Here is a 23,378-nt window from a genome sequence, read left to right as displayed (position 1 = left end):
AAAAATACAGGAGGAGGGGGTGCAGGACTTAGCGCGGAGTCGTGTCAAACATCTCGCCGGTCTCGAAGAATAGCCCGCCAGCGATGTAATGAATGCTGCGAGGGCTCATGGCATCTTGCTGCCAGTGGCCATCCTGGAAGATGCGCGCATCGGCCTGGGCGGAGACGACCTCGGCCAGAAACAGATCGTACTTGCCTTGCACGTCAGGCTCGCTGATGACCTTGCATTCCAGCCAGCCCAGGCAATCTTCAATCAAGGGGGCGCCAATCCGGCTGGCCGGGAAGGTGCGTAGACCGGCGTGTGCAAACTTGTCACCTTGCACGTCCCGGCCACTGTGCTGCCCTGCCCAGACCACCGAGGCGGCCAGGGTGCGAGGCGGGATGCAAAGCGCAAACTCTCCGGATGCTTCGACCAGCTCTCGTGTCAGCGTGGCCTTGTCGATGACGATGGCAATCTTGGGTGGCGAGAAATCCAGCGGCATCGACCATGCGGCGGACATCACGTTGCGGCGGTCGCCGCTGGCGGAGCTGACCAGCACGGTGGGGCCGTGATTGAGCAGTCGCCAGGATTTATCCAGTGGAATGGTGACGCGCGCAGCTTGATCCATGGTGTGCCTCCGCAAAAGTGCGCATTGTGGCACAACGGGCCAGGCAGGTATTCACTCACTGAAAGGGAAGGGGATCTGCGAGCCGGGTGTGGCCGCTTCGGCGCGATTGCGACCGCTGGATTTGGCACGGTATAAGGCAAAGTCCGTGCGCTGGTACAGTTCCGCCAGGGTTTCGCCAGGTTCGGCCAGACCATAGCCCAAGCTGAGGGTGACATGGCTCGCCGTATTGGAGTGGGCATGCGGAATGGCCAGGCGATGCTCGGCTTCATGAATGATACGTCGCGCAACCTGTTGTGCATGCTGGGCGCTGCAATCATGCAGCAGGATGGCAAATTCCTCACCCCCCAGACGTGCAGCAAGATCGGTACCACGCTGCAGCTGCTGCTGCAGCAATTGGCCGATCTGGCGTAGCGCCTGATCGCCAGCCGGGTGGCCATACAGATCGTTGTAAGCTTTGAAATGATCCACATCCATCAGGAGCAGCGCCGTGCCCTTGTGTTCACGCTGAGCCTGCTGCAACGATTGCTGCGCGCGCAGCTCAAAAGCCCGACGGTTCAAAAGGCCGGTCAAGCCATCCGTGCCCGCCAGATGATTCAGGATGCCTCGGGTCAGGAATTGGGCTCGAGTGGCGTGATCGTGCGAGAAACGCATGCCAGCCAGACCCAGCAGGGCCGTCACCTGGTAAGGCAGCAGGTGCCAGAAATCAGGCATGGCCTCGGGACTGAGCATCAGGGCCAACATGAGCCAGCTGCTGATGCAGACCAGCAAGGCCAGCTTGACGGCATTCCAATAGTTATGACCGATCGGAAAGAAAATGGCGATCAGCAGCAGAAAATTGGTGTCCAGCGCCACCGGGATACCCAGGCCAAGCAGGACAGGCTGGTAAAGCAAGGTAGACGCCAGCGTACAAAGGCTCAGCGAGAGCAAACCATAAATGATCCAGCGCTGACTTTGCATGGGTGAGGTTTGCCGCTCACCAATCCAGGCACAACACTGAATGGCGGCGATGCAGATCAGGCGCAGCGCTATCAAGGCGCCGCTGAGGGTGGGGACGTAATGCGTCAGGGCAAAGTGAATGTCTTGCGCAAGAAAAAACAGCAAAACCAGCGTCAGGATGATGCCGCCAATACGGCGTGGCAATTGATAACGCTGCAGCAAATAGGCCAGGTAGGCTTCTTCCAGCGGCGCATCAAATTTCAGCCAGCGGAAGCCCTTGCGACGCTGCTCGGCGTAAGGATTATCGCGAAGATCAAGTTCGGCCAGCATGTGCTTATCCACTTCGGCGGCAAACGCAGAAATGACAGGGAAATAAAGGCGGAATCTTACCGTCTAGGGCGCGTATTAAAAAGTGAAAGACTGTTAATGGACAGTATAGCGGGGAAAACAAGACTGGTCGGGGTGAGAGGATTCGAACCTCCGGCCTCTACGTCCCGAACGTAGCGCTCTACCAGGCTAAGCTACACCCCGAATTTGCCGTGATCACAGAGAGGGATCAGGTCATGATGAATTGTGGTGGCCAAGGGCGGAATCGAACCACCGACACGCGGATTTTCAATCCGCTGCTCTACCAACTGAGCTACTTGGCCGTTCTTGTCAGCGACAAGAGACGCGCATTAAATCGGATATCCGGCCCCGCGTCAACCCTTTTTTGAAAAAACATCCAAAGCGGTGTTTCAGCGCACCGGCGCCAGGGTGCAGGGTAGGCTAGGGCGGGTGGTGTGGATGGAACGAAGCCAATCCCCCCAGACGTGCTTGCGTCGTGCAGGCCACGTCAAGTGGCCTTTCGATCTTACGCGCGCGTGATATATATGCCATTTTTGAGTCCCACTACGGGTGTGAAAAAACCTGAGAAAATTGCATGGGGAGGTGTTGACAGGGTGGGGTGGTTTCCTCATAATGCGCGTCTCTTCTGGAGAGGTGGCCGAGTGGTTAAAGGCAACAGACTGTAAATCTGTCCTCTTACGAGTACGCTGGTTCGAATCCAGCCCTCTCCACCAGAAGGATTGCAGTAGCGGTCGGCGGTGTGGTGAATTTTGGCTGCAAAGCATCAGGACCTCGACTTGGCAGTTAGGCGGGTGTAGCTCAATGGTAGAGCAGAAGCCTTCCAAGCTTACGACGAGGGTTCGATTCCCTTCACCCGCTCCAACGATTTCTGTGAGCGCCCATGTAGCTCAGGGGTAGAGCACTCCCTTGGTAAGGGAGAGGTCGCCAGTTCAATTCTGGCCATGGGCACCAACCGATGTCATGCGGTTGTCGCATTCGAATTCAGAGACTTAGAGGATTTGCGCAATGGCTAAGGAAAAATTCACGCGGACCAAGCCGCACGTCAACGTAGGTACCATTGGTCACGTTGACCACGGCAAGACCACCCTGACTGCAGCGATCACCACCATTCTGTCGAAGAAGTTCGGTGGCGAAGCCAAGGGCTACGACCAGATCGACAGCGCGCCGGAAGAAAAGGCCCGCGGTATTACCATCAACACCGCACACGTCGAGTACGAAACCGAAGGCCGCCACTACGCACACGTGGACTGCCCGGGTCACGCCGACTACGTGAAGAACATGATTACCGGTGCCGCCCAGATGGACGGCGCCATCCTGGTGTGCTCCGCGGCAGACGGCCCGATGCCGCAAACCCGCGAACACATCCTGCTGGCCCGCCAGGTTGGCGTGCCGTACATCATCGTCTACCTGAACAAGGCAGACCTGGTGGACGACGCCGAACTGCTGGAACTGGTCGAAATGGAAGTGCGCGAGCTGCTGTCCAAGTACGATTTCCCGGGTGACGACACCCCGATCGTGACCGGCTCCGCCAAGCTGGCGCTGGAAGGCGACCAGTCCGAATACGGCGAACCGTCCATCTTCAAGCTGGCCGCCGCACTGGACAGCTACATCCCGGAACCGGAACGCGCCATCGACGGCACCTTCCTGATGCCGGTGGAAGACGTATTCTCCATCTCCGGTCGTGGTACCGTGGTGACCGGCCGTGTTGAACGCGGCATCATCAAGGTCGGCGAAGAAGTGGAAATCGTGGGTCTGAAGGCCACCATCAAGACCACCTGCACCGGCGTGGAAATGTTCCGCAAGCTGCTGGACCAAGGTCAGGCTGGTGACAACGTTGGCGTGCTGCTGCGCGGCACCAAGCGTGAAGAAGTCGAGCGCGGCCAAGTGCTGGCCAAGCCGGGTTCGATCACCCCGCACACCAAGTTCAGCGCCGAGATCTACGTGCTGAGCAAGGATGAAGGCGGCCGTCACACCCCGTTCTTCAACGGCTACCGTCCGCAGTTCTACTTCCGTACCACCGACGTGACCGGTGCGGTTGAGCTGCCGGAAGGCACCGAAATGGTGATGCCGGGCGACAACGTGTCGATCAAGGTAGCCCTGATCGCCCCGATCGCGATGGAAGACGGTCTGCGCTTCGCGATTCGCGAAGGTGGTCGCACGGTTGGCGCCGGTGTGGTTGCCAAGATCATCGAATAAGTTTGACAAAGCGTTACGGGTGCAGTACCTTACTGCACCCACTTCAGGCCAGTAGCTCAATTGGTAGAGTATCGGTCTCCAAAACCGAGGGTTGGGGGTTCGAAACCCTCCTGGCCTGCCATACACCCTAGCCTTACGGGGTGCTGACAAGAGCTTTCAAGCCATAATGACTTCGACTGACAAAGCCAAGCTGGCCGCATCCCTGCTGTTGGTTGCGGCTGGCCTTGTTGCGTTTTACACCCTGCACAGCCTCCCTGGCGTGGCGCGCGGGGCTATTGTTTTGGTAACGGTGCTTGCGGCACTGGGCCTGATGGCAACCAGCGATCTGGGTGGGCGCTTTCGTGCGTATGCTCATGATTCGTACAAGGAAGCCAGGCGCGTTCAGTGGCCAACCCGTAAGGAAACCCTGCAGATGACCGGCGTGGTGCTGGTGTTTGTGCTGCTGCTGGCGGTGTTCCTGTCAGTGGTGGACTGGGGTTTGTCCAAGATCGTTTATAGCTATTTGTTGAACAGGTAAGGGTAGAACATGGCAATGCGCTGGTATGTCGTGCACGCCTATTCCGGTTTTGAGAAGAGTGTGCAGCGCGCTCTGCAGGACAAGATTTCCCGCAGCGAGTTGCAAGACCAGTTTGGTCGCATTCTGGTGCCGGTGGAAGAAGTGGTGGAAGTCAAGGGCGGCCACAAGAGCATCACCGAGCGCAAGTTTTTCCCGGGCTATGTGCTGGTCGAGATGGAGATGAGCGACCAAACTTGGCACTTGGTGAAGAGCACGCCGAAGGTGACCGGCTTTGTGGGTGGCACGGCGACGCGCCCGGCCCCGATCAGCCAGAAGGAAGTGGACGAAATCCTGCATCAGATGCAGGAAGGTGTGGAGAAACCGAAGCCGAAGATCCTGTTTGAAGTGGGTGAGGCGGTTCGGGTGACCGAAGGCCCGTTCACCGATTTCAATGGTTCGGTGGAAGAAGTGAATTACGACAAGAGCAAGCTGCGGGTATCGGTGACCATTTTTGGTCGTGCTACTCCGGTGGAGCTGGATTTCACGCAAGTCGAGAAGATCTGATCTTCTGGGCAGCGTAAAGCGATACCCCGCCTGGTGCGGGGTGTTGTTGCATCAACGGGGAGCAGGTTGATCGCCTGCGCTTGACCCACATTCAGGAGTATTAACGTGGCAAAGAAAATTGTTGGCTTGATCAAGCTGCAAGTGCCCGCTGGTAAAGCAAACCCGTCGCCGCCGATCGGTCCGGCACTGGGTCAGCGTGGTCTGAACATCATGGAATTCTGCAAGGCCTTTAACGCCGCAACGCAGAAGCTGGAACCGGGTCTGCCGATTCCGGTGGTGATTACCGCCTACGCGGACAAGTCCTTCACGTTCATCATGAAGACGCCGCCGGCCACCACCCTGATCAAGAAGGCCATTGGCCTGCAAAAGGGCAGCTCCAAGCCGCATACCGACAAGGTGGGCAAGCTGACCCGTGCTCAGGCTGAAGAAATCGCCAAGACCAAAATGCCGGACCTGACTGCTGCCGATCTGGACGCAGCGGTTCGTTGTATCGCTGGCAGCGCCCGTTCCATGGGCGTGGAAATGGAGGGCTGATCATGGCGAAGATTTCCAAGCGCGCAAAGGCACTGCGTGCCAAGGTGGATTCCACCAAGCTGTACCCGGTTGATGAGGCACTGTCCCTGATCAAGGAAACCGCGACCGCCAAGTTTGACGAATCGGTAGACGTTTCGGTGAACCTGGGTGTGGACGCTCGTAAGTCGGACCAAGTGGTTCGTGGCTCCGTGGTGCTGCCGCGTGGTACCGGCAAGACCGTTCGCGTCGCCGTGTTCGCACAGGGCGCTAACGCTGAAGCGGCCAAGGCCGCCGGTGCGGACGTGGTGGGCTTCGATGATCTGGCTGAACAGATCAAGGGCGGCATGCTCGATTTCGATATCGTGATCGCTACCCCGGACGCCATGCGTATCGTTGGTCAGCTGGGTCAGATCCTCGGCCCGCGCGGTCTGATGCCGAACCCGAAGGTCGGTACCGTGACCCCGGACGCCGCTACCGCCGTGAAGAACGCCAAGGCAGGTCAGGTGCAATACCGTACCGACAAGGCCGGTATCATTCACTGCACCCTGGGCCGCGCTTCCTTCGAAGCTGCTGCCCTGCGTGAAAACCTGAATGCGCTGATCGAAGCCCTGCAAAAAGCCAAGCCGGCTTCCAGCAAGGGTGTTTACCTGCGCAAGGTTGCGGTGAGCAGCACCATGGGTATCGGTGTTCGCGTCGACACCGCCAGCCTGGCCGCACAGTAATGCAGTAACACGGCCGGCCTTCGGGCTGGCCGTACTTTGGGCTGTCTCGCTGCCGTATGAGTGATGCAGATCGTCAAAGACCGCAGGTGGTTCGCCGTAATTGGCATTCGCTGTTGGAATGCCTGCCTGCGCAGATGGTGATCCCGGGTAAAGGATACGAATTCATGCAGTACGAATCATTCCTGAGCCAAGGTCGCCGAGGTGAAGTCGGTTTCTGACCGACTTCGGGTTTGATAGGAGGATAGACCTTGAGTCTCAATCTCGAAGATAAAAAGGCCGTTGTGGCTGAAGTTGCGGCAGAAGTTGCCAAGGCTCAGACCATTGTTCTGGCTGAATATCGTGGTGTCAAGGTCAGTCAGCTGACGCAATTGCGTGCCAATGCCCGTCAGTCCGGTGTTTACCTGCGCGTGTTGAAAAACACCCTGGTGCGCCGTGCTGTGGAAGGTACGCCTTTTGCCGGCCTCGCTGAGCAAATGTCCGGCCCGCTGATCTACGGTTTTTCCGAAGATCCGGTGGCTGCCGCCAAAGTGCTGAACGAGTTTGCCAAGGCAAACGACAAGCTGGTTCTGACCGCTGGTAGCTTCGCAGGCAAGGTACTGGACAAGGCAGGCGTGCAAGCGCTGGCTTCCATTCCGAGCCGTGATGAGCTGCTGGCTCGCTTGCTGGGTGTCATGCAGGCACCGGTGTCGGGCTTTGCTCGCGCCATGGCTGCACTGGCTGCTCAAAAGGGCGAAACCGAAGCCGCTTGATTCATCCGTGTGGGTGAATCCGACTAGATACGATTTAAAGATTGCAGGAGTGATTTGAAAATGGCAATTAGCAAAGAAGACATCCTCGAAGCCGTTGGCGCGATGACCGTGATGGACCTGAACGACCTGGTGAAGGCGTTCGAAGAGAAGTTCGGCGTGTCCGCTGCCGCTATGGCTGTGGCTGCTCCGGCTGCTGGTGGCGCTGCTGCCGCTGCTGAAGAGAAGACCGAGTTCGACGTGATCCTGGCCGCTGCTGGCGACAACAAGGTTAACGTCATCAAGGTTGTTCGCGCGCTGACCGGCCTGGGCCTGAAGGAAGCCAAGGACCTGGTGGACGGTGCTCCGAAGACCGTGAAGGAAGGCGCAAGCAAGGCCGACGCAGAAGCCATGAAGAAGCAACTGGAAGAAGCCGGCGCCAAGGCAGAAATCAAGTAATTGTCTTGATTGCGGCAAACCAGGCTGGCGGGAGACCGCCGGCCTTGTTTGCTTTGTGCCGGTTCGGGCTGCAAGACCTGAATCGGCATTTCACAGAGTGCAAACAACAGCCGATTTGTTGGCCGTGCAAGTGAGCTGTTCTTTGCTTTCTGCGGCATTTACCTCCATGGAGTCTCTATGAGTTACTCTTTTACAGAGAAGAAACGCATCCGCAAGAGTTTCGCCAAGCGTGAGAGTGTGCTTGACGTTCCGTTCTTGCTGGCAACCCAGATTGAATCTTACGCAGCATTCCTGCAGGCGGATCGTGCGCCGGAATCCCGCGAAAGCCAAGGGTTGCAGGCTGCGTTCAACTCCATCTTCCCGATCTCCAGCCACTCGGGCAATGCCCGTCTGGAGTTTGTCAGCTACATGCTGGGCACCCCTCCGTTTGACATGACCGAGTGTCAGCAGCGCGGCATTACCTTTGCTGCACCGCTGCGTGCACGCGTGCGCCTGACCATCATGGACCGGGATGCCAGCAAGCCGACCATCAAGGAAGTGAAAGAGCAGGAAGTGTACATGGGCGAAATTCCGCTCATGACCAAAGCCGGTTCCTTCATCATCAACGGTACCGAGCGGGTGATCGTCTCCCAGCTGCACCGTTCACCGGGCGTGTTCTTTGAGCACGACAAGGGCAAGACCCACAGCTCCGGCAAGCTGCTGTTCTCCGCACGTATCATCCCTTACCGCGGCTCCTGGCTGGACTTCGAGTTCGATGCCAAAGACCTGCTGTACTTCCGGATTGACCGCCGTCGCAAGATGCCGGTGACCATCCTGCTGCGCGCGCTGGGCTACAGCAACGAAGACATCCTGGCGGAATTCTTCTCCTTTGACACCATCCATCTGGGTCGTGAAGAAGTGCGTCTGGAACTGGTGCCGGAACGCCTGAAGGGCGAAGTAGCCAAGTTCGACATCAAGGATGCTTCGGGCAAAGTTATCGTTGCCAAGGACAAGCGCATCACCGCCAAGCACATCAAGGATATCGCTGCGGCGGGTCTGACCAGCCTGAGCGTGCCGGATGAAATGGCCGTGGGCCGTGTGCTGGCCAAGACTGTGATTGATCCGGCCACCGGTGAGATCCTGGCCGTGGCCAACGAAGAGATTACCGAGTCGCTGCTGAACAAGATGCAGATCGCCGGTATCGCCCGTCTGGAAGTGATTTACACCAACGACCTCGACTTTGGTGCCTTCATTTCGCAGACCATGCGTCTGGATGAAACCGCAGACCGCAATGCCGCGCGCATCTCCATCTACCGCATGATGCGTCCGGGCGAGCCGCCGACCGAAGATGCGGTCGAAATGCTGTTCCAGCGCCTGTTCTTCGCCGACGAAACCTATGACCTGTCCAAGGTGGGTCGCATGAAGTTCAACCGTCGTATCGGCCGTGAGGAAATCCTCGGCACCGGTACGCTGTCGAACGAAGACATCGTCGCCGTGATCAAGATTCTGGTTGAGCTGCGCAATGGCCGTGGTGAAGTCGACGATATCGACCACCTGGGTAACCGTCGCGTGCGCTCGGTGGGCGAGCTGGCCGAGAACCAGTTCCGCGCCGGTCTGGTTCGCGTTGAGCGTGCTGTGAAGGAGCGTCTGTCGCAGGCCGAATCTGAAAACCTGATGCCGCATGACCTGATCAACGCCAAGCCGGTCAGCGCCGCCATCAAGGAATTCTTTGGTTCCAGCCAGCTGTCGCAGTTCATGGACCAGACCAACCCGCTGTCGGAAATCACCCACAAGCGCCGTGTGTCCGCGCTGGGCCCGGGCGGTCTGACCCGCGAACGCGCTGGCTTTGAAGTGCGTGACGTGCACCCGACCCACTATGGCCGTGTGTGCCCGATTGAAACGCCGGAAGGCCCGAACATCGGTCTGATCAACTCGCTGGCCATCTATGCGCGTACCAACGAGTACGGCTTCCTGGAAACCGCCTATCGCAAGGTAGTGGACGGCAAGGTGACTGACCAGATCGAATACCTGTCCGCCATTGAAGAAGGTCGCTATGTGATCGCCCAGGCCAACTCGGCACTGGACGAAGAAGGTCGCCTGGCCGATGAGCTGATCACCTGCCGTGAAAAGGGTGAAACCATCCTGGAAACGTCGGACCGCGTGCAGTACATGGACGTTGCACCGAGCCAGATTGTGTCGGTGGCCGCTTCGCTGATCCCGTTCCTGGAGCACGATGATGCCAACCGGGCCTTGATGGGTGCCAACATGCAGCGTCAGGCTGTGCCTTGCCTGCGTCCGGAAAAGTCGCTGGTGGGTACCGGTATTGAGCGCACCGTGGCGGTGGATGCCGGCACGGCAGTGAAGGCGGACCGTGGTGGTGTGGTGGATTATGTCGATGCGGGCCGTATCGTGATCCGCGTGAACGACGATGAAACCAGCGCTGGTGAAGTGGGTGTCGACATCTACAATCTGGTGAAGTACACCCGTTCCAACCAGAACACCAACATCAACCAGCGCCCGATCGTGAAGGTGGGCGACAAGGTTGGCCGTAACGACGTGATCGCCGATGGTGCCTCGACTGACCTGGGCGAGCTGGCACTGGGCCAGAACCTGCTGGTGGCCTTCATGCCGTGGAACGGCTACAACTTCGAAGATTCGATCCTGATCTCCGAACGCGTGGTGGCCGATGACCGCTACACCACCATTCACATCGAAGAGCTGTCGGTGGTGGCGCGCGATACCAAGCTGGGGCCGGAAGAAATCACCCGTGACATCTCGAACCTGTCCGAGCGCATGCTGGGCCGTCTGGATGAGAGCGGTATCGTACACATCGGCGCCGAAGTGGAAGCCGGTGATGTGCTGGTGGGCAAGGTGACGCCGAAGGGCGAAACCCAGCTGACCCCGGAAGAGAAACTGCTTCGGGCCATCTTCGGTGAGAAGGCGTCTGATGTGAAGGACACCTCGCTGCGCGTGCCGACCGGCATGAGCGGTACCGTGATCGGTGTGTCGGTCTTCACCCGCGAAGGCATTCCGCGTGACGCGCGTGCCCAGTCCATCATTGACGATGAACTGAAGCGCTTCAAGATCGACCTCGCTGACCAGCTGCGTATTCTGGAAGGCGATGCGTTTGCCCGTATCAAGAAGATGCTGATCGGCAAGGTGGCCAACGGCGGTCCGAAGAAGCTGGCCAAGGGCACGGCACTGAGCGCCGAGTACCTGGAAGGCATGGCTTCGCACGACTGGTTCGACATTCGTCTGGCCGACGAAGATGCTGCCCGTCAGCTGGAACAGCAGAAGGACATCCTGGCGCAGAAGCGTCTGGACTTCGATCAGCTGTTTGAGGAGAAGAAGCGCAAGCTGACGCAAGGTGACGAACTGTCGCCGGGCGTACAGAAGATGGTCAAGGTGTATCTGGCGGTGAAACGTCGCCTGCAGCCGGGTGACAAGATGGCCGGTCGTCACGGTAACAAGGGTGTGGTATCGCGCATCGTGCCGGTGGAAGACATGCCGCACATGGCCGATGGTACGCCGATGGACATCGTGCTGAACCCGCTGGGCGTGCCGTCCCGGATGAACGTGGGTCAGATTCTGGAAACCCATCTGGGTTGGGCAGCCAAGGGTCTGGGCCGTCGCATCGACGAAATGCTGCGTCAGGAGCGCAATGTCAGCGAAGTGCGTGGCTTCCTCGACAATATGTACAACAGCAGCGGCAAGCAGGAAGACATCCAGGGCCTGACCGATCAGGAAGTGCTGGAACTGGCGCATAACCTGCGTGGCGGTGTGCCGTTTGCCACCCCGGTGTTCGACGGTGCCAAGGAGTCCGAAATCAAGGCGATGCTGGACCTGGCCTTCCCGGACAGCGACCCGCGTACTGCCGTACTGGGCTTCACTCCGACCAAGACCCAGCTGCGCCTGTATGACGGCCGCACCGGCGAGCAGTTCGAGCGCCCGGTGACCGTGGGCTACATGCACGTGCTGAAGCTGCACCACTTGGTGGATGACAAGATGCACGCCCGTTCTACCGGCCCGTACTCGCTGGTGACGCAACAGCCGCTGGGTGGTAAGGCCCAGTTCGGTGGTCAGCGCTTCGGTGAGATGGAAGTGTGGGCGCTGGAAGCTTACGGTGCGGCGTACACGCTGCAGGAAATGTTGACGGTGAAGTCGGACGATATTACCGGTCGGACCAAGGTCTACGAAAATATCGTCAAGGGCGATCACAAGATCGATGCAGGCATGCCGGAGTCCTTCAATGTGCTGGTGAAGGAAATCCGCTCGCTGGGTATCGACATGGATCTGGAACGCCAATAACACCGAACGCCAGTGGAGGGCTGCGGCCCTCTGCGACTTGGAGGATATATGAAAGGTTTGCTCGATCTCTTCAAACAGGTCACGCAGGACGACGAATTTGACGCGATCAAGATCGGTCTGGCGTCGCCGGAGAAGATCCGCTCCTGGTCGTTCGGTGAAGTGAAGAAGCCGGAGACCATCAACTACCGTACGTTCAAGCCGGAACGCGACGGCCTGTTTTGTGCCCGTATCTTTGGCCCGACCAAGGATTACGAATGCTTGTGCGGCAAGTACAAGCGCCTGAAGCATCGCGGTGTGATCTGCGAGAAGTGCGGCGTGGAAGTTACGCTGGCCAAGGTGCGTCGTGACCGCATGGGTCACATCGAACTGGCTTCGCCGACCGCCCACATCTGGTTCCTGAAGTCGCTGCCGTCGCGTCTGGGCATGGTGCTGGACATGACGCTGCGCGACATCGAGCGCGTGCTGTACTTCGAAGCCTATGTGGTGATCGATCCCGGTCTGACCCCGCTGAACAAGGCGCAGTTGCTGACCGAAGAAGACTACCTCGACAAGGTGGAAGAATACGGCGATGAATTCCGTGCTGAAATGGGCGCGGAAGGGATCGGTGCCCTGCTGCGTGCCATCGACCTCACCTCCGAGGTGGAGCGTCTGCATCGCGAGCTGGATGCCACCGGTTCGGAAACCAAGATCAAGAAGATTGCCAAGCGCCTGAAGGTGCTGGAGGCCTTCCAGCGTTCCGGTATCAAGCCGGAATGGATGGTGATGGAAGTGCTGCCGGTGCTGCCGCCGGACCTGCGCCCGCTGGTGGCGCTGGATGGTGGGCGCTTTGCGACCTCCGATCTGAACGACCTGTACCGCCGCGTGATCAACCGGAACAACCGTCTGAAGCGCCTGCTGGAGCTGAAGGCACCGGAAATCATCGTGCGCAACGAAAAGCGCATGCTGCAGGAAGCGGTGGATTCGCTGCTGGACAACGGTCGTCGTGGCAAGGCCATGACCGGGGCCAACAAGCGTCCGCTGAAGTCGCTGGCCGACATGATCAAGGGTAAGGGCGGTCGTTTCCGTCAGAACCTGCTGGGCAAGCGCGTGGACTACTCCGGCCGCTCGGTGATCGTGGTGGGTCCGCAGCTGCGTCTGCACCAGTGCGGTCTGCCGAAAAAGATGGCGCTGGAGCTGTTCAAGCCCTTCATCTTCCACAAGCTGGAAGCCATGGGCATTGCCACCACCATTAAGGCGGCCAAGCGTGAAGTCGAGCAGGAAACCCCGGTGGTGTGGGACATCTTGGAAGATGTGATCCGCGAGCACCCGATTCTGCTGAACCGTGCGCCGACCCTGCACCGTCTGGGTATCCAGGCATTCGAGCCGGTGCTGATCGAAGGCAAGGCCATCCAGCTGCATCCGCTGGTCTGCTCCGCCTTCAACGCCGACTTTGACGGTGACCAGATGGCCGTTCACGTGCCGCTGTCGCTGGAAGCACAGATGGAAGCCCGCACCCTGATGCTGGCCTCCAACAACGTGCTGTCGCCGAGCAACGGTGACCCGATCATCGTGCCGTCGCAGGATATCGTGCTGGGTCTGTACTACATCACCCGTGACAAGATCAACGGGCGTGGTGAAGGCATGGCCTTTGTAGACGTGGCCGAAGCCCTGCGTGCTTACGAAAACAAGGTGATCGAGCTCAACACCCGTATCAGCGTGCGCATCCGCGAGTGGGAGCGTAACGAAGAGGGTGAGCTGGTCAACAAGCTGACCCGCTATGAAACCACGGTGGGCCGTGCCATCCTGTCGGAGATTCTGCCGAAGGGCATGCCGTTCAGCTTCGTCAACAAGGCGCTGAAGAAGAAGGAAGTCTCCAAGCTGATCAACGCCTCGTTCCGTCGTTGCGGCCTGCGTGACACCGTGATCTTCGCCGATCAGTTGATGTACACCGGTTTCACCTATGCTACGCGTGCCGGCATCTCGATCTGTATTGACGACATGCTGATCCCGGCGGAAAAGCTGGCCCTGCTGGCCGAAGCCGAGAAGGAAGTCAACGAGATCCAGGCACAGTACACCTCCGGTCTGGTGACCCAGGGTGAGCGCTACAACAAGGTGGTGGATATCTGGGGTCGTGCCGGTGACCGTGTGGCCACCGCCATGATGAACGCGCTGAAAACCGAGAAGGTGGTCGACCGTGAAGGCAAGACGGTGGATCAAGAGTCCTTCAACGCCATTTACATGATGGCCGACTCCGGCGCCCGGGGTTCTGCAGCGCAGATTCGTCAGCTGGCCGGTATGCGGGGTCTGATGGCCAAGCCGGATGGCTCGATTATTGAAACGCCAATCACGTCGAACTTCCGTGAAGGCCTGAACGTGTTGCAGTACTTCATCTCGACGCACGGTGCCCGTAAGGGTCTGGCCGATACCGCGTTGAAGACCGCCAACTCCGGTTACCTGACCCGTCGTCTGGTCGACGTGACCCAGGATCTGGTGGTGGTGGAGCAGGATTGCGGCACCAAGAATGGCGTGGCCATGAAGGCCGTGGTGCAGGGCGGTGACGTGCTGGAAGCCCTGCGTGAGCGGATTCTGGGCCGTGTGGCAGCAGTGGACGTGGTGAACCCGGAAAGCGGCGAAACCGTCTACGAAGCCGGCACCCTGCTGGGCGAAGATGAAGTCGAACGCATCGAAGCGCTGGGCATCGACGAAGTGAAGGTGCGTACTGCGCTGACCTGCGACACCCGCTACGGCCTGTGTGCCAAGTGCTATGGCCGCGATCTGGGCCGTGGTCACATGGTGAACGTGGGTGAGGCGGTGGGTGTGGTGGCCGCGCAGTCGATCGGTGAGCCGGGTACCCAGCTGACCATGCGTACCTTCCACATCGGTGGTGCGGCGTCGCGTGCAGCAGTGGCCAGCCAGGTGGAAACCAAGTCCAACGGTATTGCCCGCTTCTCCGGCGCGATGCGTTATGTGACCACCGTGAAGAATGAACTGATTGCCATCTCCCGCTCCGGCGAAGTGGTGATTCAGGAAGAAAATGGCCGCGAGCGCGAACGTCACAAGGTGCCGTATGGTGCCATGCTGCAAGTGACCGATGGTGCACCGGTGAAGGCAGGTCAAGTGCTGGCCACCTGGGACCCGCATACCCGTCCGATCATTACCGAATACGCCGGTCAGGTGAAGTTCGAGAACGTCGAAGAGGGTGTGACCGTTGCCAAGCAGATCGACGATGTGACCGGTCTGTCCACGCTGGTGGTGATTGATCCGAAGCGTCGTGCCGGCTCCACCAAGGGCGTGCGCCCGCAGGTGAAGCTGCTGGACGCCAACGGCAACGAAGTGAAGCTGAGCGGCACCGATACCTCGGTGAACATCACCTTCCAGGTGGGCTGCATTATCTCGGTGAAGGATGGTCAGGATGTGAACGTGGGTGACGTGCTGGCACGTATCCCGCAAGAAAGCTCCAAGACCCGCGACATTACCGGGGGTCTGCCGCGCGTGGCCGAGCTGTTCGAAGCCCGTTCGCCGAAGGATGCCGGCATGCTGGCGGAAATTACCGGTACCGTGTCGTTCGGCAAGGACACCAAGGGCAAGCAACGCCTGGTGCTGACCGATCTGGATGGCGTGGCACACGAATACCTGATTCCGAAGGACAAGCACGTGCTGGTCCACGACGGTCAGGTGGTGAACAAGGGTGAAGTGATTGTCGACGGTCCGGTGGATCCGCACGACATCCTGCGCCTGCAAGGTATCGAAGCCCTGTCGCGCTACATCACCGAAGAAGTGCAAGAGGTGTATCGCTTGCAGGGTGTGAAGATCAACGACAAGCACATCGAAGTGATCGTGCGTCAGATGCTGCGTCGCGTGGTGATCTCCAGCGCCGGCGACACCGCCTTCCTGCAAGGCGAGCAAGTCGAGCGTGCAGAGGTGCTGACCGAAAACGAACGCATGGTGGCAGAAGGCAAGCAGCCGGCCGAGTTTGACAATGTGTTGCTGGGTATTACCAAGGCATCGCTGTCGACCGACTCCTTCATTTCGGCTGCATCGTTCCAGGAAACCACGCGCGTGCTGACCGAAGCCGCCATCATGGGCAAGAAGGACGACCTGCGTGGCTTGAAGGAAAACGTGATCGTGGGTCGCCTGATTCCGGCCGGTACCGGCCTGGCGTACCACACGGCACGCCGCCGCAAGGAAAGCGGCGAGCTGCTGGCGGAAGAGCAGTTTGTGCCAGCAGAAGGTGAGGGCGTGGACGGGCAAGCTGAACAGCTGGTCTGAAATTTGCCGGAGAATCAGCGGCTTGCTTGACAAGCCGCTATTCCAGAGCGTAGAATCCGCGGTCTTTACGGTGGGCGGCGTTCGTGCGTCGCCTGTTCATTTGTCAGGAAGAAACAATGCCAACTATTAACCAACTGGTGCGTAAACCGCGCCAAAGTGCTCCGGCAAAAAGCAAGGTGCCGGCACTGAATTCCTGCCCGCAAAAGCGTGGCGTGTGCACCCGCGTGTACACCACCACTCCGAAAAAGCCGAACTCCGCACTGCGTAAGGTTTGCAAGGTGCGTCTGGTCAACGGCTTCGAAGTGATTTCGTACATCGGTGGTGAAGGCCACAACCTGCAGGAACACTCGGTGGTGCTGATCCGCGGTGGTCGTGTGAAGGATTTGCCGGGTGTGCGTTATCACACCGTGCGCGGTAGCCTGGACACCGCAGGTGTTAAGGACCGTAAGCAGGCTCGTTCCAAGTACGGTGCAAAGCGCCCGAAGGCCTGATTGGATTTTTTCGCGGCGGCCCGTCCGTCGAGTAAGTGATCATCTGATGGATGATCGCGAGTGGCCAAACCACTCAACTGAACCGTTAGTAAAGGAAGTAACATGCCACGTCGTCGTGAGGTTCCCAAGCGTGAAGTCTTGCCGGACCCGAAATTTGGTAACAAAGACCTGACAAAGTTCATGAACACGATCATGGAAGACGGCAAGAAGTCCGTCGCCGAGCGTATCGTGTACGGTGCTCTGGAGCAAATCAGCAAGAAGTCCGGCAAGGACGCGCTGGAAGTGTTCACCCAGGCACTGTCGAACGCCAAGCCGATGGTTGAAGTGAAGAGCCGTCGTGTTGGTGGCGCGAACTATCAGGTTCCCGTGGAAGTGCGTCCGGCTCGTCGTATGGCATTGGCGATGCGCTGGATTCGCGAAGCGGCTCGCAAGCGTGGCGAAAAGTCGATGGACCAGCGTCTGGCTGGTGAACTGCTTGACGCAGCGGAAGGCCGCGGCGGCGCCATGAAGAAGCGTGACGAAGTGCACCGCATGGCTGAAGCCAACCGCGCGTTTGCTCACTACCGCTTCTAAGCGGTGGGTTTGTGAACCCGATGTTCTTTATCAACTTGTTGACAAGGTAGTGAGCTGTGGCACGCAAGACACCTATCGAACGATATCGCAATATCGGCATCAGTGCGCACATTGATGCCGGCAAGACTACGACCACCGAACGCATTCTGTTCTACACCGGTGTGTCGCACAAAATCGGTGAAGTGCACGACGGTGCAGCCACCATGGACTGGATGGAGCAAGAGCAGGAACGGGGTATTACCATTACCTCCGCTGCGACGACCTGCTTCTGGCGGGGCATGGACGGCAAGTACCCCGAGCACCGCATCAACATCATCGACACCCCGGGTCACGTGGACTTCACCATTGAGGTGGAGCGCTCCATGCGTGTGCTGGATGGTGCCTGCATGGTGTACTGTGCGGTAGGTGGCGTGCAGCCGCAGTCGGAAACCGTATGGCGTCAAGCCAACAAGTACGGTGTGCCCCGGCTCGCCTTTGTCAACAAGATGGACCGTCAAGGTGCCAACTTCTTCCGCGTCTTTGACCAGATGAAGCTGCGCCTGAAGGCCAACCCTGTTGCCATTCAGATCCCGATCGGCGCTGAAGACACCTTCGAAGGCGTGATCGACCTGGTCACCATGAAGGCCATCTACTGGGATGAAGCTTCGCAAGGCATGAAGTTCGAGCTGCGCGACATCCCGGCCAACCTGCAGGCGACTGCCCAGGAATGGCGCGAGAAGATGGTTGAAGCCGCCGCCGAATGCTCCGAAGACATGATGAACAAGTACCTTGAAGAAGGTGACTTGTCCGTTGAAGATGTGAAGCACGGTCTGCGTGCGCGTACCATCGCCAGCGAAATCGTGCCGATGATGTGTGGCACCGCCTTCAAGAACAAGGGCGTGCAGGCCATGCTGGATGCGGTGATCGACTATCTGCCGGCACCGACCGACATTCCGCCGGTTGCAGGTACGGACGAGAGCGGTGCCCCGGCTTCGCGTGCTGCGGATGACTCCGCTGCATTCTCTTCCCTGGCCTTCAAGCTGATGAACGACCCGTACGTCGGCCAGCTGACCTTCTTCCGCGTGTACTCCGGTGTGGTGAACTCCGGTGATACCGTGCTGAACTCGGTCAAGGACAAGAAAGAGCGTATTGGCCGTATCGTGCAGATGCACGCGGCTGACCGCAAGGAAATTGACGAAGTTCGCGCTGGCGACATCGCTGCCGCCATCGGCCTGAAAGATGTGACCACCGGTGAAACCCTGTGCGATCCGAACAATGTGATCGTGCTGGAACGCATGGAATTCCCGGAGCCGGTGATTCACGTTGCCGTTGAGCCGAAGACCAAGGCTGACCAGGAAAAGATGGGTCTGGCACTGGGTCGTCTGGCCAAGGAAGATCCGTCGTTCCGCGTGCGTACCGATGAAGAATCGGGCCAGACCATCATTTCCGGCATGGGTGAACTGCACCTGGAAATCCTGGTTGACCGCATGAAGCGCGAATTCGGCGTTGAAGCCAACGTTGGCGCCCCGCAAGTGGCTTACCGTGAAACCATCCGTGCTTCGGTTGAGCAAGAAGCCAAGCACGTCAAGCAGTCCGGTGGTAAGGGTCAGTACGGTCACGTGGTGATCAAGCTGGAGCCGATGGGCGAAGGCGGTGGCTACGAGTTTGTCGACGAGATCAAGGGTGGCGTGATTCCGCGCGAATTCATCCCGTCTTGCGACAAGGGCATCCAGAACACCCTGAAGAGCGGTATTCTGGCCGGCTTCCCGGTGGTGGACGTTCGCGTTCGCCTGATCTTCGGTTCCTACCACGATGTGGACTCCTCGCAGCTGGCGTTCGAACTGGCCGCCTCCATGGCGTTCAAGGACGGTATGCGCAAGGCTCAGCCGGTGCTGCTGGAGCCGATGATGGCGGTGGAAATCGAAACCCCGGAAGAGTACATGGGTGACATCATGGGTCATCTGTCTTCTTGCCGCGGGATCATCCAGGGTATGGATGACAACCCGGCAGGTGGCAAGATGCTGAAGGCTGAAGTTCCGCTGGCCGCCATGTTCGGTTACTCGACCACGCTGCGCTCCATGTCGCAAGGTCGTGCAACCTACTCGATGGAATTCAAGCACTACGCTGAAGCGCCGCGCCAAGTGGCCGACGCCGTGATCAACAGCAAGAAGTAAGCATATTCACTCTATAGCTAAGGAAGAGAATCAAGATGGCTAAGGAAAAATTCACGCGGACCAAGCCGCACGTCAACGTAGGTACCATTGGTCACGTTGACCACGGCAAGACCACCCTGACCGCAGCGATCACCACCATTCTGTCGAAGAAGTTCGGTGGCGAAGCCAAGGGCTACGACCAGATCGACAGCGCGCCGGAAGAAAAGGCCCGCGGTATTACCATCAACACCGCACACGTCGAGTACGAAACCGAAGGCCGCCACTACGCACACGTGGACTGCCCGGGTCACGCCGACTACGTGAAGAACATGATTACCGGTGCCGCCCAGATGGATGGCGCCATTCTGGTGTGCTCCGCAGCTGACGGCCCGATGCCGCAAACCCGCGAACACATCCTGCTGGCCCGCCAGGTTGGCGTGCCGTACATCATCGTCTACCTGAACAAGGCAGACCTGGTGGACGACGCCGAACTGCTGGAACTGGTCGAAATGGAAGTGCGCGAGCTGCTGTCCAAGTACGATTTCCCGGGTGACGACACCCCGATCGTGACCGGCTCCGCCAAGCTGGCGCTGGAAGGCGACCAGTCCGAATACGGCGAACCGTCCATCTTCAAGCTGGCCGCCGCACTGGACAGCTACATCCCGGAACCGGAACGCGCCATCGACGGCACCTTCCTGATGCCGGTGGAAGACGTATTCTCCATCTCCGGTCGTGGTACCGTGGTGACCGGCCGTGTTGAACGCGGCATCATCAAGGTCGGCGAAGAAGTGGAAATCGTGGGTCTGAAGGCCACCATCAAGACCACCTGCACCGGCGTGGAAATGTTCCGCAAGCTGCTGGACCAAGGTCAAGCGGGTGACAACGTTGGCGTGCTGCTGCGCGGCACCAAGCGTGAAGAAGTCGAGCGCGGCCAAGTGCTGGCCAAGCCGGGTTCCATCACCCCGCACACCAAGTTCAGCGCCGAGATCTACGTGCTGAGCAAGGATGAAGGCGGCCGTCACACCCCGTTCTTCAACGGCTACCGTCCGCAGTTCTACTTCCGTACCACCGACGTGACCGGTGCGGTTGAGCTGCCGGAAGGCACCGAAATGGTGATGCCGGGCGACAACGTGTCGATCAAGGTAGCCCTGATCGCCCCGATCGCGATGGAAGACGGTCTGCGCTTCGCGATTCGCGAAGGTGGTCGCACGGTTGGCGCCGGTGTGGTTGCCAAGATCATCGAATAATCAAAGGCGACTATCATGCAGAACCAAAAGATCCGCATCCGCCTCAAGGCATTCGATTATCAACTGATCGACCGCTCGGCCCAGGAAATCGTTGACACTGCCAAGCGCACTGGCGCTGTGGTCAAGGGTCCGGTTCCGCTGCCGACCAAGATCGAACGTTTTGACGTGCTGCGTTCGCCGCACGTGAACAAGACGTCTCGTGACCAGTTCGAAATCCGTACCCACCTGCGCCTGATGGACATCGTGGACCCGACGGACAAGACGGTTGACGCGTTGATGAAGCTGGACCTGCCGGCTGGGGTCGACGTAGAGATCAAGTTGCAATAATCTGCAACTGCTGTTAGAATCGCGGGCTCGCTCTATTGCGAGCCCGTTTTTCATTTTTCGGTCAATCGTAACCGAGCCTGAAAAGGAAATTATTATGAGTTTAGGACTTGTCGGTCGCAAGGTCGGCATGACCCGCATTTTTACCGATGATGGTGCAACCATCCCGGTAACGGTGCTGGATCTGTCGCACAACCGTATTGCGCAAATCAAGACCCCGGATGTGGATGGCTATGCCGCCCTGCAAATTGCAGTGGGCGAGCAAAAAGCCAGCCGTATCAACAAGGCATTGGCTGGTCACCTGGCCAAGGCTGGGGTTGAAGCAGCGCAGGAACTGGCCGAGTTCCGCGTGGCCGCTGACGCGCTGGCTTCTTTCCAGCCGGGTCAGGCCCTGTCGGTTGAGCTGTTTGCTTCGGGTCAGCTGGTCGATGTGACCGGTACCACCCAAGGTAAGGGCTTCTCCGGTGTGATCAAGCGTCACAACTTCTCTTCCAACCGTGCTTCCCACGGTAACTCCCGCTCCCACAATACGCCGGGCTCCATCGGTCAGGCGCAGGATCCGGGTCGCGTGCTGCCGGGCAAGAAAATGGCCGGTCAGTACGGTAACGTGAAGCGTACCGTGCAGTGCCTGGAAGTGGTGCGGGTTGACGCTGAGCGTCAATTGCTGCTGGTGAAGGGTGCGGTGCCAGGCTCCAAGGGTGGCAGCGTGGTGGTACGTCCCAGTGTGAAGGCGGGTGCGTAATGGAACTGAAAGTTATCAATGATACCGGTGCAGTGGTGGGGTCGCTGACAGCTTCCGACGCCCTGTTTGGCCGTGATTACAATGAAGATCTGGTGCACCAGCTGGTGACCGCTTACCGTGCCAACGGCCGTAGCGGTAACCGTGCGCAAAAGGGTCGTAGCGAAGTGGCAAAGTCCAATCGCAAGCCCTGGCGCCAGAAGGGTACGGGTCGCGCTCGTGCCGGTCGTGCTTCCAGCCCGATCTGGCGTGGCGGTGGCAAGATTTTCCCGAACCTGCCGGAAGAAAACTTCACCCAGAAGGTGAACCGCAAGATGTACCGCGCCGGTGTGGCCGCCATCCTGTCGCAGCTGGTGCGTGAAGACCGCCTGCTGGTTCTGGATGCGCTGGCAATCGATGCGCCGAAGACCAAGGAATTCGTGGGCAAGCTGAAAGCCATGGGTCTGGAAAACGTCCTGCTGGTGTCGCACGAAATCACCGAAAACCTGTTCTTGGCTTCTCGCAACGTGGTGTCCGCCCTGGTGCTGGAAGTGCCCGAAGCAGATCCGGTGAGCCTGGTGCGCTTTGACAAGGTTGTGCTGACCCGTGAAGCGGTGAAGCAGTTTGAGGAGTGGCTGGCATGAGCTTTAATCAAGAACGTCTGATGCAAGTGCTGCTGGCTCCGCAGATTTCCGAGAAGAGCACCCGCTTGGCCGACAAGTTCGAGCAAGTGGTGTTCAAGGTGGTGAAGGATGCTACCAAGCCGGAAATCAAGGCGGCAGTCGAACTGCTGTTCAAGGTGCAAGTTGAATCGGTGCAAGTGGCCAACATGAAGGGCAAGCAAAAGCGCTTCGGCAAGGTCATGGGTCGCCGCAAGGACTGGAAGAAGGCCTTCGTGTGCCTGAAGCCGGGCCAGGAAATCAACTTCGCGGCTGGCGAATAAGGAGTCCATAATGGCTATCGTTAAAGTAAAACCGACTTCCGCTGGTCGCCGTGCCGTTGTCAAGGTCGTGACCCCGGGTCTGCACAAGGGTCGCCCGCACGCTGCGCTGCTGGAAAGCCAGTCGCAGAAGTCCGGCCGTAACAACAACGGTCATATCACCACCCGTCATCGTGGCGGTGGTCACAAGCACCATTACCGCGTGATCGACTTCCGTCGCAACAAGGATGGCATCCCGGCAACTGTGGAAACCATCGAGTACGATCCTAACCGTACCGCCCACATTGCGCTGGTGTGCTACGCCGACGGCGAACGTCGCTACGTGGTGGCCAACAAAGGCCTGAAGGTGGGTGCACAGCTGATCAGCGGCTCTGAAGCCCCGATCAAGGTAGGTAACGCCCTGCCGCTGCGCAACATCCCGGTGGGTACCACCATTTGCCTGGTGGAAATGCGCCCGGGCAAGGGTGCCCAGCTGGCTCGCTCCGCCGGTACTTCGGTACAGCTGCTGGCTCGCGAAGGCCTGTACGCTCAGCTGCGTCTGCGCTCTGGCGAAATCCGCAAGGTGCACGTGGACTGCCGCGCGACCATCGGTGAAGTGGGTCACGAAGAGCACAGCCTGCGCTCCTACGGCAAGGCCGGCGCCATCCGTTGGCGTGGTATTCGCCCGACCGTTCGCGGTGTGGCGATGAACCCGATCGACCACCCGCATGGTGGTGGTGAAGGTCGTACCTCCGCTGGTCGTCATCCGGTCAGCCCGTGGGGTCAGAAGACCAAGGGCCTGCGTACCCGCAGCAACAAGCGGACTACCGGCATGATCGTACGTCGCCGCTTCTCGAATAAAGGGTAATCAAC

Annotated in this window: 20 protein-coding genes and 6 tRNA genes; 22 read left to right on the top strand and 4 right to left on the bottom strand. The window is 59.0% G+C overall.

Features of this window, described 5'->3' with window-relative positions:
• Positions 1–28: 28 nt before the first annotated feature.
• The 4 genes from HF682_RS06705 to HF682_RS06690 form a co-directional block, all read right to left on the bottom strand.
• Positions 29–607, bottom strand: a complete 579-nt coding sequence (locus HF682_RS06705) for a flavin reductase family protein (protein ID WP_168876426.1) — start codon at positions 605–607, stop codon at positions 29–31.
• A gap of 51 nt (positions 608–658) precedes the next feature.
• Positions 659–1,873, bottom strand: coding sequence for a GGDEF domain-containing protein (locus HF682_RS06700; RefSeq protein WP_168876425.1), 1,215 nt, complete (start codon positions 1,871–1,873; stop codon positions 659–661).
• Between the two features lie 124 nt (positions 1,874–1,997).
• Positions 1,998–2,074: transfer RNA gene (locus HF682_RS06695), tRNA-Pro, on the bottom strand.
• Between the two features lie 43 nt (positions 2,075–2,117).
• Positions 2,118–2,193 (bottom strand) — tRNA-Phe (locus tag HF682_RS06690).
• Between the two features lie 325 nt (positions 2,194–2,518).
• Between HF682_RS06690 and HF682_RS06685 the strand changes: the two genes are divergently transcribed.
• From HF682_RS06685 to rplB, 22 genes are all read left to right on the top strand, one after another.
• Positions 2,519–2,604: transfer RNA gene (locus HF682_RS06685), tRNA-Tyr, on the top strand.
• Positions 2,605–2,678: 74 nt separating this feature from the next.
• Positions 2,679–2,752 (top strand) — tRNA-Gly (locus HF682_RS06680).
• Positions 2,753–2,767: 15 nt separating this feature from the next.
• Positions 2,768–2,842, top strand: a tRNA-Thr gene (locus HF682_RS06675).
• A 54-nt stretch (positions 2,843–2,896) separates the two neighbouring features.
• Complete coding sequence (tuf, locus tag HF682_RS06670; RefSeq protein ID WP_168876414.1) at positions 2,897–4,087, top strand: elongation factor Tu; 1,191 nt, start codon at positions 2,897–2,899, stop codon at positions 4,085–4,087.
• 45 nt (positions 4,088–4,132) lie between these two features.
• Positions 4,133–4,208, top strand: a tRNA-Trp gene (locus HF682_RS06665).
• Positions 4,179–4,604, top strand: coding sequence for a preprotein translocase subunit SecE (gene secE, locus HF682_RS06660; protein ID WP_277346155.1), 426 nt, complete (start codon positions 4,179–4,181; stop codon positions 4,602–4,604). The genes HF682_RS06665 and secE overlap by 30 nt, the downstream gene beginning before the upstream one ends.
• Positions 4,605–4,613: 9 nt before the next feature.
• Positions 4,614–5,147 carry a transcription termination/antitermination protein NusG gene (gene nusG / locus HF682_RS06655; protein WP_168876423.1) on the top strand — a complete coding sequence of 178 codons (534 nt, stop codon included), beginning with the start codon at positions 4,614–4,616 and terminating at the stop codon, positions 5,145–5,147.
• 105 nt (positions 5,148–5,252) lie between these two features.
• The gene (gene rplK / locus HF682_RS06650; RefSeq protein ID WP_168876422.1) at positions 5,253–5,681 is read left to right on the top strand and encodes a 50S ribosomal protein L11; all 429 of its coding nucleotides are present in this window, start codon (positions 5,253–5,255) and stop codon (positions 5,679–5,681) included.
• Positions 5,682–5,683: 2 nt separating this feature from the next.
• The gene (gene rplA / locus HF682_RS06645) at positions 5,684–6,382 is read left to right on the top strand and encodes a 50S ribosomal protein L1 (protein WP_168876421.1); all 699 of its coding nucleotides are present in this window, start codon (positions 5,684–5,686) and stop codon (positions 6,380–6,382) included.
• A 248-nt stretch (positions 6,383–6,630) separates the two neighbouring features.
• Complete coding sequence (rplJ, locus tag HF682_RS06640; RefSeq protein WP_168876420.1) at positions 6,631–7,131, top strand: 50S ribosomal protein L10; 501 nt, start codon at positions 6,631–6,633, stop codon at positions 7,129–7,131.
• 60 nt (positions 7,132–7,191) lie between these two features.
• A complete protein-coding gene (gene rplL / locus HF682_RS06635; protein WP_168876419.1) occupies positions 7,192–7,566 on the top strand; it encodes a 50S ribosomal protein L7/L12 in 375 nt (124 codons plus the stop codon).
• A gap of 177 nt (positions 7,567–7,743) precedes the next feature.
• Entirely contained in the window at positions 7,744–11,853 is a 4,110-nt protein-coding gene (gene rpoB, locus HF682_RS06630) for a DNA-directed RNA polymerase subunit beta (protein WP_168876418.1), read from the top strand.
• A 48-nt stretch (positions 11,854–11,901) separates the two neighbouring features.
• Positions 11,902–16,101, top strand: a complete 4,200-nt coding sequence (gene rpoC / locus HF682_RS06625) for a DNA-directed RNA polymerase subunit beta' (RefSeq protein WP_168876417.1) — start codon at positions 11,902–11,904, stop codon at positions 16,099–16,101.
• A 116-nt stretch (positions 16,102–16,217) separates the two neighbouring features.
• Entirely contained in the window at positions 16,218–16,592 is a 375-nt protein-coding gene (gene rpsL / locus HF682_RS06620; RefSeq protein WP_168876942.1) for a 30S ribosomal protein S12, read from the top strand.
• Positions 16,593–16,694: 102 nt separating this feature from the next.
• Positions 16,695–17,165 (top strand): 30S ribosomal protein S7, encoded by a 471-nt coding sequence (gene rpsG / locus HF682_RS06615; protein ID WP_168876416.1) that lies wholly within the window; start codon positions 16,695–16,697, stop codon positions 17,163–17,165.
• A gap of 56 nt (positions 17,166–17,221) precedes the next feature.
• Positions 17,222–19,318: an elongation factor G gene (gene fusA / locus HF682_RS06610; RefSeq protein WP_168876415.1), complete on the top strand. Its 2,097-nt coding sequence runs from the start codon at positions 17,222–17,224 to the stop codon at positions 19,316–19,318.
• Between the two features lie 35 nt (positions 19,319–19,353).
• A complete protein-coding gene (tuf, locus tag HF682_RS06605; protein WP_168876414.1) occupies positions 19,354–20,544 on the top strand; it encodes an elongation factor Tu in 1,191 nt (396 codons plus the stop codon).
• Positions 20,545–20,559: 15 nt separating this feature from the next.
• Positions 20,560–20,871, top strand: coding sequence for a 30S ribosomal protein S10 (gene rpsJ, locus HF682_RS06600; protein ID WP_168876413.1), 312 nt, complete (start codon positions 20,560–20,562; stop codon positions 20,869–20,871).
• Positions 20,872–20,965: 94 nt separating this feature from the next.
• Positions 20,966–21,610 carry a 50S ribosomal protein L3 gene (rplC, locus tag HF682_RS06595; RefSeq protein WP_168876412.1) on the top strand — a complete coding sequence of 215 codons (645 nt, stop codon included), beginning with the start codon at positions 20,966–20,968 and terminating at the stop codon, positions 21,608–21,610.
• Complete coding sequence (gene rplD / locus HF682_RS06590) at positions 21,610–22,230, top strand: 50S ribosomal protein L4 (RefSeq protein ID WP_168876411.1); 621 nt, start codon at positions 21,610–21,612, stop codon at positions 22,228–22,230. The genes rplC and rplD overlap by 1 nt, the downstream gene beginning before the upstream one ends.
• Positions 22,227–22,529 (top strand): 50S ribosomal protein L23, encoded by a 303-nt coding sequence (gene rplW, locus HF682_RS06585; protein WP_168876410.1) that lies wholly within the window; start codon positions 22,227–22,229, stop codon positions 22,527–22,529. Before rplD ends, rplW begins: the two co-directional genes overlap by 4 nt.
• A gap of 10 nt (positions 22,530–22,539) precedes the next feature.
• Complete coding sequence (gene rplB, locus HF682_RS06580; protein ID WP_168876409.1) at positions 22,540–23,373, top strand: 50S ribosomal protein L2; 834 nt, start codon at positions 22,540–22,542, stop codon at positions 23,371–23,373.
• The last annotated feature ends 5 nt before the right edge of the window (positions 23,374–23,378 follow it).

This window comes from Leeia aquatica (assembly GCF_012641365.1).
Lineage (GTDB): Bacteria > Pseudomonadota > Gammaproteobacteria > Burkholderiales > Leeiaceae > Leeia > Leeia aquatica.
This window is presented reverse-complemented; position numbering and strand designations above follow the sequence as displayed.